Here is a 19,082-nt window from a genome sequence, read left to right as displayed (position 1 = left end):
TTAAAATCCGATGTTTACACCTAAACTGTATAGAGAAGAAATTGGATATCTTGAGACATCTAGCCCTCTACTTGCAACATTTCCCCCAATTTCTGGGTCATAACCATCATAATTTGTAATTGTAATTGGATTTTGAGCAGAAACAAAAAGTCTAAATTTAGAAATGTTTATTTTTTCTAAAACGTTTTTAGGTAGTGAGTATCCTAAGGTAACTAATTTTAACCTCAAATAATCGCCATTCTCTAACCAATAATCAGTATTTCCATTATGATTAATATCACCCTTAGCTCCACTCCAATTGGGTATGTTAGAAGTAGAATTATTTTCAGTCCACATGTTACTTAAATCTGGATGACGACCAGCAATATAACTTACTGCTTTGTTACCATTCATAATTTCTGAACCTACACTTCCATACCAATTCATGGCTAAATCGAAATTTTTATAATTCCAATTCATATTAAAGCCGATTTCAAAATCTGGTAACCCACTTCCTTTATAAACTTTGTCCGCAGCGGTTATTTGACCGTCATTGTTTGTATCTACATACATTAAATCTCCTTTTTGAGCACTTTCTCTTCCTCCAAGTTGTTGATAGTCTGCTAACTGAGCATCTGTTTGAACGACCCCATTCGTCTCGTAAATAAAGAAAGCACCTGCCTCATAGCCTGTTGCAAAAACAGTAATTAATGAATTCTGATTATCTCCAGTAACCAAAACAGAATTACCATTAAGAATAGATGGGATATCATTAAAAATACTTGTAATTTCATTTGTGTTTTTAGAAAAAGTAGCGTTCAACCTTAAGTTGCTTTCTCCTATTTTCTGGTTGTATCTTGCTCCTAATTCAATACCCTGATTAGTCATGTTACCCACATTTAATACTACGTTTCGATGATCGAAATTATCGAAAGGGGCATTACCTGTTTGATTAAAAGCTCCGGAAGAACTTGGATACGTAATTGGAAATAACATATCTTCTTTTTTAGTATTATAATATTCAGCCGTTAAAACAAACTTGTTTTTTAGAAAACCTAAATCAATACCAAAATTTATTGATTTTGATGTTTCCCATTTTGCTACTTCATTCGCATAATCTCTAACTGCGGTTCCATTACTAAAAGATCCATCATTGTCTGAAAAAATATAATCAGCAGCCTGTCCTATGGTACTGCTAAAAACATAATCCGCTATGGCATCATTACCTACTTCACCATAACTTGCTCTTATTTTAAAGTTATTTACAATATGATTGATAGGCTCCCAAAAATTTTCATCTGACACATTCCATGCTGCAGAAGCTGATGGAAAGAAACCCCAACGATTGTTAGGTCCAAATTTAGAAGAACCATCATAACGTCCTAAGACTGAAAACAAATACTTTCCCTTGTAATTGTATTGTACTCTTCCTAAGGTACCTACACGAGTGGTGTTGTATCCAGATAAACTATTTGTTGTTGGATTAATAGTAGCAGTGTTCAATACATTAATATCATTATTTGATACCCCTTGTTTTTGACCAAAGAAACCTTCAAAAGTATCTTCTTCCAACGTTACGGCTGCTAATAAACCAATGGTATGTTCTCCAAATTTCTTGTTGTAATTCAAACCAGCATCCCAACTGAATTTTGATAATCTTTGTGCTTCACTATTCACAAAACTTTTTGTCGGATCAGTTTCCGTATCATCAAAATCATCAGGATTTACAAGTGTATATGCTGGGACAAATTGTTTTTGCAATTGATTTCTTACAGAAACTCCTACACGTGTATTGAAACTCAAATCATCCGTTATTCGACGTGTAATATCTAAACTTCCATTTAAAATATCTCTACGAAACAAATTCTCTCTTTTAATTGCTTGAGCCAAGTTATTTAAAGGGGTTGTTACAGGTCCATCATCTGAAGTGAAAATGGCTTCGGCATCTGGATCAATCAAAGGGAAATAAGGTGAGTAACGACTAGCTACTGCGAGTAATCCATTACTCGAGACTTCATTTTTTTCAAGGGTTACAGCTATACTTGTATTTATCTTCCAATTATCAGTCGTATAGGTTGTAGAAGTACGTGCATTGTATCTTTTTAAATAGGAATTTATTAACGTACCTTCTGTATTTAAATATCCACCTGAAAAATTATAGGTTAGTTTATTCGAACCTCCAGAAACATTAAGAGCATAGTTGGTTGTAGTAGGATTATTATTTAATACATATTGACTAAAATCATTATCATTATCATACCATGTTGGGTTTGCATCCAAAATGGAAATATGATTTGCAAAACCTAATGTCTCTTTTACAGTTTCAAAAGCTATTTGCTCACTAGCATTCATTAAAGGAGCACTTTCAGCTAGATTTTGAACACCATAAGTATGTGTAAAATCAATTTTCATAACACCCTCCTTACCCTTTTTTGTGGTAACTAAAATAACACCTGCAGCTCCTCTAGAACCGTAAACGGCTGTTGATGCTGCATCTTTTAAAATGTCAAAAGTTTGAATTTCATTCATATTTAAACCTGGATTTCCTACTTGAGGTATGCCATCTACAACCCATAGTGGAGAATTTGCTCCTGAAGTCAATGAAGTTATCCCTCTAATTTGAATACTTGATTGTGCTCCAGGTTCTCCAGAGTTAGAAACCACAGAAACACCAGCAACTTGACCTTGTAAAGCTGAAGCAACATCTGAGGTTACATACTGATCTATATCTGCAGATTTTACCTGAGCAACGGCACCTGTTAATTCTTTTTTCTTAACAGTACCATATCCTATCACTACAACCTCTTCAAGGCTCTCGGCTTGCGGTACCAGTATTACATTTAATTTTGCTTTCGTTACTGTAACATTTTGGTTTTCCATACCAATAAAACTAAATATCAATACATCTCCTGTTTTGGCCTCAATTGAATAAAGTCCATCAAAATCTGATGTTGTACCTGTTAATGTTCCTTTTATTTGCACCGTTGCACCTGGAATTGGTGAACCGTCTTCCGAACTTGTAATTGTTCCTGTAACTGTCAAACCTTGAGTTTGAGCCCAAATGTTACTTTGTAATAACATTAATAAAGTAATGAACAAATACCTGCTCAATAATTTATTAGTTAGTAGTTTTCTTTGTTTCATAAAATTAGTTTTAAGTTAAATATTTGTTGAGTATAATTAGATTAATTTTTATTTAAATTTTAAATTCGACATCGTTTCATCCGTTTCCAATACTGCTTCATTTTTTACTTTGCCTTTATAAATATTGTTTTGAAATTTTATATTTTTAGAACGTTTAACTTTAAAAGCAGGATTTTTCGGGTGAAGTCGGGGAAAAGTTTCTGTATTGGTAATAGTATTTCCTTTAAAAACAAGACCGTCCAAATTAGTAACCTCAAGAATTAGATTATCAAATTGATTAAAAGTATTGTCAACAATTTCTATATTTTTAAAGGCTATATTCTTATTATCATCATCTGTGTCAAATCGAATTACACCACGGTCTTTTCCACCATGTTGACAGTCTTGAAATGTATTATCTCTAATAACAACATTGGCTGCATTTCCAGATTCGTACCAATGACCACTTTCTACCGGTATTAAAATTGCCTCCATTTCAGTACTAAAAAAGTTATTTTCAATAACGGTGTTTACAGGATTGGAAATCAATAAACCTCTTGCTCTGTTATTTCTTATGGTACAGTTTTGGACTAATAAATTTGGATACCCATCAAGGTTTTCTACTAAATCTCCTGGTAGTACATCAGCGGGTAACTTTTCGTTTAGCGTTATAATTTGGTACCTATTATTAATGTATTCAATACTTTTTATTGTAGCTTTTTGATAAGCGAAAAATGAATTACTCAATCTAACAAAACCTAAATTATCATTAGGTTGACCGATTACAAAAGCTTTTTGTTGATGATGCCCCATTCTAACACCAATTCTATATTCATCTAAAACATCAACGATTTTTTGATAAGTACCATGGATATTAGAAGCATCATCCAATTGATTTTCAAATGTGCAATTTTTTAATACCACTTTTCCTCTGCAACCAACAAAATGAGTTGCATCTGCAGTAGTAGATACCATTCGTCCTTGGGATGGTGTAACATTAAAATTGTCCAAAATAAGATTCGCAGAATTTTCTGCGATAATACCCATGCCTCCTGCATGATGTACATTTACATTTAGAGCATTAAACCCATTAGTATGTTTTACGCTAAACGCAGGTGAGACTCTATTTAAACCTTGTTCACCTTTCATGGACAAAATATGACCTACAGGTGGCATTTTTTTAGTGTGACCATAAACTCGAAGCAATCCTGGTTTTAATTCTTTAACTGTAACACGATTTTCAATACCTATATTCTTATAGCCTACATCGCGTTTATCATATTCATACTTGTATTTAATATTATCTAAATTATTGGTGGTAGTCGATTTTGATTTTGTAGTAATATTTGTATAGGCTTCTGTATCAAAATAAATCGCTTTTCTTTTTGGATCAAATAAGATAGATTGTCCAATGGTATGTTGATAATATTCTTTTATAAAAAACAATTCACCATTGCGGATATCATAAGGGTATTCATCAGAAATTTGCATATCAAAAGTTTTATTGACTTCATCATTTGCTACAATTAGCCCTTCACTATGAAATGATTGGTACCAGTCAATAGATACATTCTTTATACTTATATTTTTACTTTCATCAATTAAAAATGGAATCATTACTCCATGAAATATAAACGTAGACCCTTGACCATCTATAGTTAAGTTTTCTATATTAAATATTGGGAAAGGTGTATTTACCATCAAGTCACCATGATTTGATATGTAGCAAAATTTTTCAAAACCTTTGTCTGGATAAAAATGATAGGTTCCTTTTTCAAATTTTATTTCTGAAATCGGTTTTTCATTAGCCTTTAGAATTCTTGATACTAAAGCTGGTGTTGCATCTTCAGCAATACCTAAACCAAATTCTACCACCTCACCTTTTGGCATTTGTTGACTATAACAACTGAGATTAAAAAGTAATACCGTTGATAGAAGAATTCTTGTAATGTTTTTATGTATTGACATTAAAATTTGATTTATTGTGCTTTTACAGAAGTAAATATCATTCAATTCATCAAAGCATGTGTATATACGCGTACATAAAATGTATTTAACAGTAAATTAACAGTAACCCCCTGTAAATGTTGAAGTTTTCAGACCTCGAGATATTATTTAAAAAGCAAATTAGTCGATTTTAAACTCATGGCTTCCCCTCAAACCTGCTGCATTTGCATTTACAATTATCGTTTCTTTAGTATTACCTAATTGTAATACTGCGGTTGCAATTCCTGCTTCTGCATTTACGGCATCAACATTCATCACTTTTGCACTTCCATTAATTTCTAAAGTGATGGTTTCAGTAAAATCAGGATTTATAGTACCATTATCATCTATGGCAGCAACATATAAGAAAAGAATATCATTTTGACTTGCAGCTGGTGTCTTACCACTTTCATCTAACCAAACTTTTAACTTTGTAGGTTTTTGAGGTGTAATTACAATATCTTCAGTGATTTTTTTCCCATCAACAAACCCCACAGCTTTTAATGTCCCTGGTTTAAATTCATTTAGGTTAAATGTGTAAGGTGGATGTTTTAAATTCTCAGTATTCTTTCCTGAATCTGGTTTCTGTTTGGCAATTAATTCATCGTTGAGGTATAACTCAACTTCATCTGTATTTGAGTATACTTTTATATCCGTTGGCGATTTATCATTCCAATAGGTAGCAAGTTTTAGCACAGCGACATCATCAATATCACGCTGACTCTGATAAAAATAATAAGCTAATTTTGGTAATCTAAAAAGATCCATCAAACCAGAACGTTCTATATCATCATGATAACCACGATTATAATCGTACATTACCCAATAACTATCCGAATAAGCTCGTGTACTTAAATTATCATTATGAGCTTCTTGTACATTAATAGCTTGACGCATCATTCGTTTTTCTCCATAACCTCGTGCTTGGCGACTACTCATTTCTGTTCTCACATCATTAGGTAATTTATCTTGATTTAAACCTGCGTTTTTAGAATAGTATTCCCAATCACCATATTCTGAAACTGTAATTGGCATTTCTTTATAGGGATGCGGTCTCAATATTCTGTGTTGGCGTGCTTCTAAGTAAATATCATATACATCATCCTTCCATCCACATGAATATACATGGTCACCAGGATATTCTGCATGTGTAATGTTATTTAATTCTTCCATAAAATAAACCGGCATCTCTTTAGTTTCATTGAGCGATACTTCCCAGCCCAAAACAGATGGATGATTTCTATCTCTTCTAATTAAGTTTGTTGCAGATTGATAACAATAATTTCTAAAGTCTTCGGTATCATTATAAAACTGCCAACCCATTATGGCGTCAATTACAACAAGACCTAGTTCATCACATGCATCCATAAATGCTGGAGATTGTGGATAATGTGACAGACGGATATAATCGAAACCGCCATCTTTTATTTTCTTAGCATCTCTATATTGTGCGTTGTCTGATAATGCATAACCGATGTAGGGATATTCTTGATGGCGATTAACACCTCTCAAAAATGTTTTCTTACCATTAATGTGAAGCTGATGCTTATCATCAAAAGTAAATTCTCTTATACCAAAGTTTGTTGTTTGTTGGTCTATGACTTTTCCATCTTGAAGTACTTTGGTTTCTAAGCTATATAAATTTGGATGTTTTGGCGACCATAATTCAGCATTAACAATTGTGATTTGCTCTGTTAATTCAATATCTTTTCCTGCTTTAATTTCTATATTTGAAGATGTCTTTTCTTGTATTATCTTTCCATTTTTTAAAATTGTTTGAACAAGTTCAATAGATTCTGTATTTTCATATTCATTAATAACATGTGTTTTTATATTTACTATAGAGGCAGCTTCTGAAACTTTAGGATAAGTAATAAAAACACCTCCTCCGGCAATTTTATTTGCTAACACAGGATGTGAGATGTAAATTTTTTCTTTTGTAGTTAAGTTTACTTTTCTGTATAATCCACCAAACATATTAAAGTCTAATCGTTTTAATGGTTTTGGGCCAGTAACTAAATTATCAGTATTGTCTAATCGTATGGCAACAATATTCTCTGCTCCAGGTTTTACATATTTCGAAATGTCCATTATAACTGGTAAATAACCACCTTGATGGTCCTTAACTTCGATGCCATTTATCCAAATTTTAGAATAATTCATAGCAGCTTCAAGCTCAAAGAATATTTTTTTATCCTTATCGCTTTTGGGTATTGTAATTCGTTTACGATACCAACAAATCCCTTGCCACTGATTGTTCACAGTTAAAGGTTCAATATTGGCTGTATGTGGTAAGTTTACAGTTTCCCATTGAGAATCGTCATAAGCAATCGAATAAATACTTTCATCTAACGCTCCTGTTTCATTAATTTTACTAAATTTCCAATCCTCATTAAGAGGAGTTGCTTCTACAATGTCATTTTTTTTACAAAACTGAAGTGTTAAAGTTGCAACTATCAATAATACTATTCCTTTTAAATATTTCATTTCTTTTTATTCTTTAGATACTTTTTATAGGTTGCTCCCCATTTTTTAAATCCAACTTCTACACCGTCTTCCATTTGTTTACGAACATCTGGATGTTCATCTATTATCCATTGCACCAAATCCACCGTACTTTGAACAGATTTTGGTTGGTAAATAGCACTTACTGGCTTCATTAGGCTATCTAAATCTCTAGTTTTTGCTCTCATTTTAACCAATATATCGGCATATTCAGGATTGTTAGCTAAATTGACCAATTCTTGAGAATCATTTATTAGATTGTATAATTCTTCAACGGGTTTAGAATCTTCAAAGAAGAATTTTTGTTCCTCTGTGAGTTTTCCTTCTTTTTTAAGTTGACGCATGATATGAACAGCAGGCCGATAAAACTCTAAATAAGCTTGATGAGCATCAAAAGGAATCTCTGGTTTATCGTTTCTAATATACTTCCATTCATCAGAGGTAATGGCTCTTGATTTTTCTTCAATTTCATCCCATAAATCACGTGCTCCATAAGCATATTCTCTGTTAAAATTGGCATCAAACATGGGTTGTCCTGTCATATAGGAAGGGATATCAATTTTAGCAAAATTTAAAATACTAGCAGTAATATCTGTGGCACTAACCACATCTTTTCTAATTTCACCGCCTTTAAATTGCTCTGGGTAAAAGACAATCAATGGAATTCTTAATCCCGGGTCATGCAAATAACCCTTTCCTCTAATATTACAACGACCGTTGTCACCAATAAAAATAACAACAGTATTAGTTGCCATTCCTTTTTGTTCAAGCTCTTTAAAAATCATTCCGACTTCATTATCCATGTATTCTATTTGGTCTAAATATTTAGCCCAATCCAAACGAATGGCTGGATGATCTGCCATATAAGGAGGCATTTCAACAGCATCTGCATTTACAGGATGTTTAGATTTTTCGCGAACTTCATCCCACCAATCACCACGATGCGTTACTACTAATTGAATTTGTGCAAAGAAAGGTTCATCTGCTTTTTCAAAATTGTCGTACTTATCAAACAATCCAAATTTTGTTTCTCCATCCCATGCTCCTAAGGGTTCATGTTTAAAATTAACATCAATTTTACGTCCCTTTTTCATAACGGAGTGGTTACCCAAAATAGTTGTATACCCAGCTTCTCGTAATTTTTGAGTCATAGGCGTAAACTGTTTATCTAAAGGAACTTCTCTATTGCTACGATGGTTATGAGTATTTGTTTTTACTTGATGCGTACCAATCATCATGGCAGAGCGACTAGGTGAGCAAATTGGGTTGGTTACAAAGGCATTGTCAAAACGAACACCTTCACTTGCCATTTTATCTAAATAGGGTGTTTTTACATTCGGTAAACCATAACAGGCCAAATCGGTACTCATATCTTCTGCCATAATCCAGATGATATTAGGCTGTTTATTTTCTATGACCTCCGCTTTTTCAGCTTTTTTTTCTCCGCAAGACATTAAGGATATAATCAGAATACTCGAAATGATGTAATTAATTTGAATTCGCATATTTTTTACTTAAAAATTCCTCCTGAATTCGGATAGTGCTCCATTTTCACACTTTCTGTTTTCAAGATATTATTCATTTTTTCTACTATTTCTGGAAATTGAGATGATAAATCATGGGTTTCATTAATATCCTTCTCTAAATTGTATAATTCAGTTTTGTATGAATTTGCAATTCTAACGGCTTTCCATTTACCCATTCGTGCGGCTTGTTTAAATCCTTTTACTGAAGCTCCTTCTTGAATTTCCCAATACAAATGCTCGTGTTGCTTTTGATTTTCTTTACCAAATAATGTTGGTAAAAAAGAAATACCATCGGTCTGTGTTGGTGGTTTCACTCCTGCAAGTTCAGCAAGCGTTGGCATTACATCGTAAAAAGCACTTGGGTGTTTACTTGTGGTACCTGCTTTTATTTTATTTTTCCAATAGGCAAACATGGGTTCTCTAATTCCACCTTCATATAAATCGCGTTTATACCCTTTTAAATTACCAGAACTGTTGAAAAATTTGTAACTATGATGATTTTCATTGGTTGGACCATTATCACTCGTAAAAATGATTAGCGTATTTTCAAGCTCTCCCATTGCCTCTAATTTATCAAACAATCTTTTTATTTGAGAATCTAACATCGTAATTCGAGCAGCATGACGCCTTTCTATTTCTGGCCATTCTTCTATTTTATCCGCATATAGATCTGTTTTTTTTAAGAAAAATTCATGTGCATGGGGTGTTCTATAAGACATATATAAAAAGAAAGGTTTGTCATTATCTTTTTTGTCTAAATAATCAAGTGCAAAATCAGTTCTAAATTCATCTAAACAGGAGTAATTATTGTAGTTGTAGAATATTGAATCTTGATTGTTATTCACCCAATGCACACGTTCGTCAATTTCTTTTCCATTTTTGTCCTCGCCCCATTGTTCTTGTACGGCATAATCAAAACCTCTTCCTTTTGCCCAAGTTGAAATATCTTCTGGAATCCCTAAATGCCATTTACCAATCATTGCAGATTGGTACCCTGCTTCTTTTAACATTTCGGGTAGTATCACTTCCGATTTTTTTAACGGTACTCTACCATATTTATCTTCATATTGCCCTTTATTTCCGCGAATACTCACATGTCCAGTGTGCATTCCAGTCATTAAGACTGCTCTTGAGGGTGAGCAGACTGCTGTTCCTGCATAAAAATCAGTAAATCGCATCCCTTTTGAAGCTAATTCATCTAAAAATGGTGTTTTAATCTCTTTTTGACCGTAACTTCCTAATTCACCATAACCCATATCATCGGCTAATAGAAAAACAATATTCGGTTTTTTAGTTTGAGCCTTGCTTTCTATTTCTTTTTTATCATTTTGACATGAACTATGAGCTATAACAAACAATAATACTAAGGTTATCCATCTATAATTTTTCATTAACTATTTATTTAATATTGAGGAACTGCTTCAGCTTCCCAAGCAGCTATTTCTTTTTTTAGTTTGGTTTCTATTTCCAATCCTGTACCTATCAACTCATTTTGCTCACTAATGTCTTCTGAAACATTGAAAAGTTGAAACTTTCCACTATGGTATTTAACCAATTTCCAATCACCTGAAATTACTGCAGCATATTGGTCTTCATAACTTCTAAAGAAATAGAGGTTTCGTTTTTCAATATTATTACCTTTTAAAATTGGTAGTAAACTAACCCCTTGAATTTGATTGTCTTTGTATTCTTTTCCTGAGGCTATTTCAATTAAAGTGGGATACAAATCAATAGACTGAACAGGAATATCACTTTCTGTATTTGCGGTTGTAACTCCAGGATATTTAATAATAAAAGGCACTCTTGCTCCACCTTCTCCCAATGTATTACCCCCTTTTTTACCTCCACTCAAAGGTGCATTGGTATAAGCTCCACCTTGATCTGATAATAAAATAATGACTGTATTATCCGCAATACCTTTATCTTCTAATGCCTTTCTAACGCGTCCAATGGATTCATCCATTGCTTCAACCATAGCGGCATGATCTGCATATTTACCTTGTAAACCAGCGTCTTGATGTTTTTTAAGAAGATCTTTTCTACCAATAGACGGTCCATGAACCGAGTAGTACCAGAACGATAACATAAATGGTTGGTTTTTGTCATAATCGTTTATAAATTCAACAGCATTATTGATTAATACATCAGTTAAATAATCGCCTTCTTTAGGTCCTGAATTTAAAAAATCTTTTGGGTCTTCATCAGGTTTGAAAAATGGGTAATAATAGTTTTTGGGATGACCTGCATTAGTAGTTCCGTAGGCTTCGTCAAAACCTTGATCCGTAGGGTAACGTCCTACATGACCTAAATGCCATTTACCAATGAAGTAATTGTAATAACCAAACTCTTTAAGCCGTTCAGCATAGGTAATCTCCTCAAGAGGTAAATAATTACGTGAAGGCCGTTGAACGGGATCTGTTGGCCATAAATTATATTCTGCATCTGGATCATTAGGATCGATTGCGATATGCCTTGGCATACCCAATCTTATAGCTTCCTTTCCAGTTAGCAAAGACAATCTACTCGGGCTACATGTAGGTGTAGGAATGTAGGCTCTGTTGAAATCTAACCCTTCTTTTTTTAGTTGATCAATATTTGGCGTATTAAAAGTATTATTTCTAAATCCAACATCTGACCAACCATAATCATCAATAAATAACAATACGATGTTTGGTTTCTCTGATTTTGATTCAACGTCTATTTTTGATTCGTTATCCGGTTTTTGATTCTTACAAGAAGTAAAAGATATAACTACAGATATAACTATAACATTTAATAATATTTTTTTTATGGTCATTAGTATCTGGATATTTAATTAGATAATGTAAATATCTACTGAATATATCAAAAAATTGTTTCTTTAAGTTTAGAAAATGTCTTTAGGCGTAAATTTTATATTGACAGTAACGATTGTTTAAGTTACGCATACGCATTTAAGAATTATGTGTAATATGTATCGTAATTTTAATGATATTTGGATTTTAATATTAAAACCAATTGAAATGAAATATTTAAAATTAACTATTGCTGGTTTAGCCATGTTTGCATTTTCTCAAACTTATGCTCAAGAAGTTGACGCTAAGGTGAAAAAGAGATTTGAAAAAGCAGACACAAATAATGATAAGTCTATTAGCCTAGAAGAATTGACAGTTTTTTATGATGGTAAAAAAACTAAAAAAGGAGATCCTTTTAATGCAGATAAAATATTTGCAAAAAAAGATACAAATGAAGACAAAAAATTATCATTTGAAGAGTTTAATGCTAAGGGTACAGCTAAAGGAAAGAAAAAAGGTAAAAAGAAAAACTAATCTTTTTAATGTTTTATAATTAGAATCGTTTTTTTGTACAGTAAGTATAGGTTTGTAAAAAAATTTACCTCAATCATTTTGACTTACTTAAGTCTTTGATTGTTGTTTTAATATTTTTTAAAGTACAGAATACGCATAATGAAAATAATTTATTCCATTTTAATAAGCAATATCAATAAATCGCATAGAACCTGCTGGAATTGTAAGTTTAATTTCCTTTCCAAACCTTAAACTTTCTTTACTCAAAATATCAGTTGCCGATACAGGCATTTTATTTTGAAACTTTATCGTAGCTTCTCTTTTTTGAGGATCAAGATATCCTTGATCTACTATAATTAATCGGGTGTGAGAATCATCAATTTTAATGGCACTCCAAGATGCTCCGTTTACAACAATATTAAGTTTCTTTTCGCCAGCTTCTACCGTTTTTATAATAGTATCACCAAATTGATCTGCTGATACTTTGTTTTCGCCCTCATATCCAACTTTTGCATTAGACACAAAATAAGGCACATTGGCTTTTTCTAATTTCACCTTACTTTCTATGGGTGCTACTGGTACCATTCCATAAGGTAATTCTGGCATGTAGTTGGTCCAACGGTATTTTACACCTAAAGCTACATTAGAGAAATCGTATTCTGGAATACTCGTTCCAGCCCAATGCATTTGAGAAACTGAAAAAACTGCATTATCATCATCAATTTTATATTGATCTATTTTATGATGATTATCTACACCATGAATCAATTCTTTATCTACATCTTTTATAAGAAGCCAAGAACCAATAGACTGAATGTTTTCAGGTTCAACAATAGGAAGCACTCCAGATTTCATTAAAGCAAATAATACGTTTAAACCAGGTTCTTCTACAAAACCACTTGTAGAAACCACACCATATCTTGCTCCATATGCTGCCATTATTACGCCTTGTCTTAAATATGGCGATACTGAATTTTGTCCGCCTGGCGACAATGGTCTCCAACTTGTAGGGTTATCATCAATTAGTCGCATTGCATAATCATTTACATAACCTCCTGAATGCATACCAACACGACCTGCTAAATTTAAGTCTTGTGTGCGATTACTTGTGTCTTCAGAAGCAGGTGCTAAAATATCGCTATATTTCTTTGAGAAGAACATGTCTTTCCATAATGGTAAGTGTGAAGTTGCAGCCCAAAACATATTTTTATATCTAAAGTATAGTTTTGCCTTATTATTTTTCCGGATTGCCTTAGCAAGTCTTGGCATATATTCCTTTACATAATGAATAACTCTAGGATCTTCAACATTCGCCATTTCTGCATATACAAAACCATAACAGGTATTTGGTGCAACTTCTAATATTTGCTCTAAAGTTTCAATCTGAATATAAAACGGATCATTTCCATGACCCGCCCAAAATGTGAATGGTTGACCTTCTGCTTCAAAATCTCTAGCCATTTGTATTATATCTTCTCTTGAATCTTGGTATTTACCACGCTTATCTTTTTTTAAGGCAACATCTCCCATAATTGCCACTAAATGCGATCGATCAGTAGATTCCTTAGGTGCTTTTTGAATCACAAATGTAATATCTCCACCATCTAGTTTTTCTAGCCTAGAATCGGTATTACTTTTTGTAATCATAACCCATTCTTTTTCCGATTTAGTTTGATAACTAGGTAATTTAAAATTTAGCGTTTGCTCATAAAGAGTGGCAATATTTTTTTCGACCTCGAGCATTCTGCCTTCTTTATTATGGTTCGTCTTAAACCAATTATCTCTTGTTAAATCGTAAAAACAAATCGCATTGCCTCCATCTACAGTTCCGCCAGCTATAAGTTGATTCGATTTTTGTTCGACTGCAAAATCACTAAACACCATTTTACCATAACGTTCGCCTGATGATTTAATTAACTTTCCTTTGTTATCTAAAACCAGTAAAATGCCACCATGCTGAAACATAATTTCATTTCTACTTGGTAAAAATGCTCCTTGAGAATGTGCATAACGCTGTGTTTGTTTATTATTGCCTTGATATTCTGCAATAATGTTGAAGTCACTATCTAAAGCTGTAAATAAAGGTTTAAACTTATCGTCTCCAAAAAATAAGATGTCGTCTTTTTTATCCCCATTGATATCAGCAATCGTAATATCAGTAACCATTGCTTTTGTTAATTTTTTTAAATACTTTTCCTTATCATCAACGCTTTTAATGACTACTTTTGAATTGGCATCCATGAACCCTAAAAACTCCCAACGGAATTTATCATAACTGTACGTCATTAGAAAAAGGCTTTCTGTTTCTGAGTTGACAAAATTACCAGCTTCCAATTTTCTAACAACACCTTCAATTTTCGTTTCTGAAACTAGCTTTCCCCTAGTATCTAATTCATATAATGTACGATCATTTCCACCTGCAAAAATCTGAACATTACCTTTGTTTTTAACAACTGCAACTTCAGAAAAACGTACTTTATGATCCGAAGCAAATTGCCATAATAGTTTTCCTGAACTATCGTAACAATAGATGTTTCCGTTGGCATTTGCAACTAATAAATCATCATTACCATCATTATTAATATCTGCAGCTTCAATTTCGAAAAGCACAGCGGGATCATCGGTAGCCACTCGCCATAGTTGTTCTCCTCCTAGCGTATACGAAGAGACGCTTCCATCTAATTCTCCTATAAACAATACAGATTCCCCATTTACTGAAGCAACAATAGTATGTCTAATAGCATTTCCTTCTGTTATAAAGTGCTGTGCAGAAATCGTAAATGCTATTAATGCAAAAACGAAAGCCATAAATATTTTTTTCATTTTAAAAGATTATAGAATTGGATTATTAGACTTTAAAAAATAAGATTCGTTTAATGTGTGTCGATAAAAAACAAAACATAAATATTAGTTCGTTTTAAAATCGTAGCACTTATTATTACTTTACACCCCTAAAGTCCCCTCAAGGGGACAATTATCCCAAGTTTAATTATAGGATTGTCCCCTTGAGGGGACTTTAGGGGTGTTTTCAAAAAAAGATGCCATTTTTATCTAAACTGATCATACTCAGGATTAACTTTTGCATTTTTAAATCGTGGTCTGTCTTTCCATAAATTAAATGTCGCTTCTAACTGAGCCGCATCTTCTGGATATTGCCCTTTATCATCCGTATCTTTTATCCAATTTTCTAAAACGGTTCTGTGTTCTAAAAGAACTTTAGAAAATTCAGGATTTTCAGCCAGGTTATTCATTTCATCTGGATCTGCTTTTAAATCATATAACTCTTCAACAGGTCGTACTCCAAACCAATGTTTTTCTTGGTATGGGGTTAATTTACCTTCTTCATGAGCTTTTTTTAGATCCTTTACAATTGGCTTATTATCTCTGTAGCCCGCCTGCATCATTGGTCTTTCTGGAAAAAAGTTTTTAATATAACGGAAGTCTTTAGAAACTACAGTCCTTATTCTGTCAATGGTATAATCACATCTATCTCTTGCTCCTATAACATATTTTGACTCTTTAAAGTCTTTAACAAACAAATCTTTACCGTCTAAATATTTTGGCATAACAGCTCCTCCCATGGCTAAAGTTGTAGCCGACACATCTAATAATGATACCAAATCGTTTCTTACAACACCTGCTTTTAAAGCTGGATGATTCCCCTTAATCATTAAGGGCACTAACAAACCGCCTTCATAACAAAATTGTTTATGACGAAGAGACGTTGGGCTTCCATGATCTGAAAAGAAAAAGATGATAGTGTTTTCCAGCTCGCCATCTGCTTCCAATTGTTTTAATATATTTTCAACCGTAACATCAGACCCTCTATTTGCATTGTAGTGTGTTGTCCAAGCTTCGCGTTGCGATGGGATATTAGGGAAATAAGGAGGCAAAGGCACATCGTTTGGCTCTAATTTCTCACCTTCTCGAACATACTTAGCATCTTTTTTTCCACCCATTATTTGTACTTGACCAAACCAAGGTTGACTTTTGTCAGGTCTTGAACTCCATACGTAATTCTTTACCGTCATGTAATCAATAGCATGATTTCCTTGCCAACCGTTCATCCCTGCCTTATAGTTCTCTTTTGTACCCACATCATATAAAGCTCTTCTATCATAATGGAAATTATAATCATCTTTTCCACTATTAAAGGTAAAATATCCGGCATCCTTCATTAATTCAGGAATGGTTTTCATGTCTTTAGGTAAAAGAATACGTAAATCTTGAGGTACAATACTATCATCGGTAAATCTACTCGATCTATGATTATGAGTTCCTGTTGTAGTTTGCATAACACCTGTAATAAATGCAGATCTTGCTGCAGAACAAACTGGAGCACTAGCATAAGCACGTTTAAAAAGCACGCCTTCACTAGCCAATTTATCTATAACTGGGGTATGTCCAGCATTTATAGAATCTCCGTAACAGCCCATAAAAGGCGATAAGTCTTCAGCAACTATCCACAGGATATTTGGTTTTTTTTCGGCTACTTTCTTTTGTGAATTACAAGAAAAACAGATAACGCATACAACTAAATATAGTAAAGTTTTAGATAATGTAAATTTCATTTTAAGTATTTTAAAGATTATAAATCAAAGGTAAATAACGGACAGAACACCTTGTCGTTTGACGTAATATTAATGTCGTTGATAGTTTTTAACACATTAATTCCAAAGTAACGGCAACCAAACGGTCATCTCTGCTGTACCTCTATTGCTCCAAGAATAATAAGGTACAAATTGCGTATTGATAGATTCCCATTGTACATTATCAAGTTCATGATACATCCCTTCTTTTTTATCTTTTCGAACTTTAAGCGTCCCTTCTATTGCTGTAATTCCTCCTAAAAGATCTTTTTTGTAGGTTGATGTAAACTTTGTGTCTAATGGTAAATACATATCTAAAATACTTGTGTTTTCAGGTAAGTCGGGTGTTTCAAGACAATACACAAGTGGTCCTCGTTTTATAGCAACTTGATTTCGAACTTCTTCAATCTTAGCATTTCCTTCTAATAAATTCACATCCATAGGCATGTCAATGGCAATGACATCTCCTTTTTTCCATTTCCTAGTAATTGTAACATATGTACCTTCTAAAATTTCAGTATCTACAGATTTTCCATTTACTTTAATCGTAGTGTCTTCTGCCCATTCTGGAATTCTTAATTGAATATCAAACACATTCTTCTTAGCCTTTTTTATGGTAATGTTTACACGTCCTTCCCAAGGATATTGTGTTTCTTGAGTCAATTCAATTGCAGAACCATCAAGTTGTTTAGTGGTTAGTTTATTTCCTCCATACAAATTAACTGCAATGCCATTTTTAGTTAAACTATATGCCCAAGCTGAAGATTTAGCAATCGTCCTCACCAAATTTGGTGGACAACAAAAACATGGAATATAGGGCACACGATTTGCATAATCTGTTATTCCCATTTTATGGTCGAATGTCCGTCTAAGTGGATTTGTGTAAAAATAATCTTTCCCTTCTAAACTGATTCCTGATAAGCCACTATTATACAAAACCAATTCCATAACGTCCGCATACTTTGATTCTCCTTTTACACTTAGCATTCTTTGGTTGAACATTGCATTACATAAGTTAGCACAGGTTTCATTATATGCATTTTGGTTATGCATTTCGTAATCTATCGTAAATGCTTCGTGTACAAAATCTCTGTGAGAAGAACCTCCATCGTGTTTTTGACCGCATGCTCCGGTCACAAACATTTTTTGATTCACAATATTACCCCAAAGTATATCTAAAGCATCAATTAGTGCTTGTTCTCCTGTTTCAGCATAAACATCTGCTGCACCTGCATAATAATACAAAGCTAAAACCGCATGCCCAACAGCTTCTTTAGATTTACGTAATGGTGTGCGTTCTTGAGTCATATCTCCAATGTTGTTGGTATTTACACTTGGATCTGGTTTTAATTCAGACTTACCTCTCATATTGATAAAAATCTCAGCCAACTCTAAATACTTTCTATCCTTTGTGGTTCTGTATAATTCAACCAATCCCATAATTTGTACTTGATTAAATCCGAAACGTGCTAATTCCTTTGGTTGTGGCTGAAACGTTTCATATAAATTGTTTGCATGTTTTATGGCAATGTCTAAAAAATTGCGTTTTCCTGTAATTCTATAGTAAATTGAAGCCGCAATGTATAAATGTCCAGAATTGTACATTTCATGATATTTCCTTTGAGAAAAAGGTTTAATGTTTTTTAGTTGAGTCTGTGTTTGCAGGTATCCATTTTCTAATTGAGCTTTTCCAATAATGGCAATTATTTCATCTAAATCAGTGATGATTTTTTCATCCTTATTGATTGCATAGATGTACATGGAAGCTTCCATCCATTTATAGAAATCACCATCATGCCAAAACATCCCTTCATGTTTTCCTTCTTTTAGACCCGCCGCAATTTTGAAGTTATTTAAAGCATGACCTGTATCTCCTTTTAGAAGTGTTCCCATATATGGAACCATGACTTTTTCAGCAACCTCAAACTTATCTGCCCAAAAACCATCTGTCCAAACGCAATCTCCAATATTGATACTTTTGAATTTTACAAACTCACTATTTGAATTGTCTATAACACCTTTTTCTTGTGCTAATAGTATAAGTGTAAAAAAGAAACTAAGTATTGTTAATGTTTTTTTCATCATAA

The 19,082-nt window shown here is 33.2% G+C and carries 10 protein-coding genes; 1 reads left to right on the top strand and 9 read right to left on the bottom strand.

From position 1 onward, the window contains the following. The 6 genes from D3P13_RS15035 to D3P13_RS15010 all read right to left on the bottom strand — a co-directional run bounded on the left by D3P13_RS15035 (position 1) and on the right by D3P13_RS15010 (position 11,916). Positions 1 to 3,123, bottom strand: a complete 3,123-nt coding sequence (locus D3P13_RS15035) for a SusC/RagA family TonB-linked outer membrane protein (RefSeq protein ID WP_117883685.1) — start codon at positions 3,121 to 3,123, stop codon at positions 1 to 3. A 48-nt stretch (positions 3,124 to 3,171) separates the two neighbouring features. After that, positions 3,172 to 5,070 (bottom strand): right-handed parallel beta-helix repeat-containing protein, encoded by a 1,899-nt coding sequence (locus D3P13_RS15030; protein ID WP_117883684.1) that lies wholly within the window; start codon positions 5,068 to 5,070, stop codon positions 3,172 to 3,174. Positions 5,071 to 5,229: 159 nt separating this feature from the next. After that, positions 5,230 to 7,575, bottom strand: coding sequence for a glycoside hydrolase family 2 protein (locus D3P13_RS15025; RefSeq protein WP_117883683.1), 2,346 nt, complete (start codon positions 7,573 to 7,575; stop codon positions 5,230 to 5,232). Beyond that, complete coding sequence (locus tag D3P13_RS15020; protein ID WP_232829209.1) at positions 7,572 to 9,098, bottom strand: sulfatase family protein; 1,527 nt, start codon at positions 9,096 to 9,098, stop codon at positions 7,572 to 7,574. Before D3P13_RS15020 ends, D3P13_RS15025 begins: the two co-directional genes overlap by 4 nt. A gap of 5 nt (positions 9,099 to 9,103) precedes the next feature. Further along, positions 9,104 to 10,510, bottom strand: coding sequence for an arylsulfatase (locus D3P13_RS15015; protein ID WP_117883681.1), 1,407 nt, complete (start codon positions 10,508 to 10,510; stop codon positions 9,104 to 9,106). An 11-nt stretch (positions 10,511 to 10,521) separates the two neighbouring features. Further along, positions 10,522 to 11,916, bottom strand: coding sequence for a sulfatase (locus D3P13_RS15010; protein ID WP_117883680.1), 1,395 nt, complete (start codon positions 11,914 to 11,916; stop codon positions 10,522 to 10,524). A gap of 205 nt (positions 11,917 to 12,121) precedes the next feature. Between D3P13_RS15010 and D3P13_RS15005 the strand changes: the two genes are divergently transcribed. Beyond that, entirely contained in the window at positions 12,122 to 12,427 is a 306-nt protein-coding gene (locus D3P13_RS15005; RefSeq protein ID WP_157972929.1) for an EF-hand domain-containing protein, read from the top strand. A gap of 159 nt (positions 12,428 to 12,586) precedes the next feature. Here D3P13_RS15005 and D3P13_RS15000 read toward each other — a convergent pair whose 3' ends face one another. From D3P13_RS15000 to D3P13_RS14990, 3 genes are all read right to left on the bottom strand, one after another. Continuing rightward, the gene (locus D3P13_RS15000) at positions 12,587 to 15,229 is read right to left on the bottom strand and encodes a hypothetical protein (RefSeq protein WP_117883678.1); all 2,643 of its coding nucleotides are present in this window, start codon (positions 15,227 to 15,229) and stop codon (positions 12,587 to 12,589) included. A 224-nt stretch (positions 15,230 to 15,453) separates the two neighbouring features. Then, positions 15,454 to 16,977, bottom strand: coding sequence for a sulfatase family protein (locus D3P13_RS14995; RefSeq protein WP_117883677.1), 1,524 nt, complete (start codon positions 16,975 to 16,977; stop codon positions 15,454 to 15,456). Positions 16,978 to 17,073: 96 nt separating this feature from the next. Beyond that, positions 17,074 to 19,080 carry a glycoside hydrolase family 127 protein gene (locus D3P13_RS14990; RefSeq protein ID WP_317124798.1) on the bottom strand — a complete coding sequence of 669 codons (2,007 nt, stop codon included), beginning with the start codon at positions 19,078 to 19,080 and terminating at the stop codon, positions 17,074 to 17,076. Positions 19,081 to 19,082 lie beyond the last annotated feature (2 nt).

It is taken from the genome of Aureibaculum luteum, from assembly GCF_003449015.1.
GTDB classification, from domain to species: Bacteria; Bacteroidota; Bacteroidia; order Flavobacteriales; family Flavobacteriaceae; genus Aureibaculum; species Aureibaculum luteum.
Note: the sequence above shows the minus strand (reverse complement) of the source record. Positions and strands in the feature narration are given on the sequence as shown.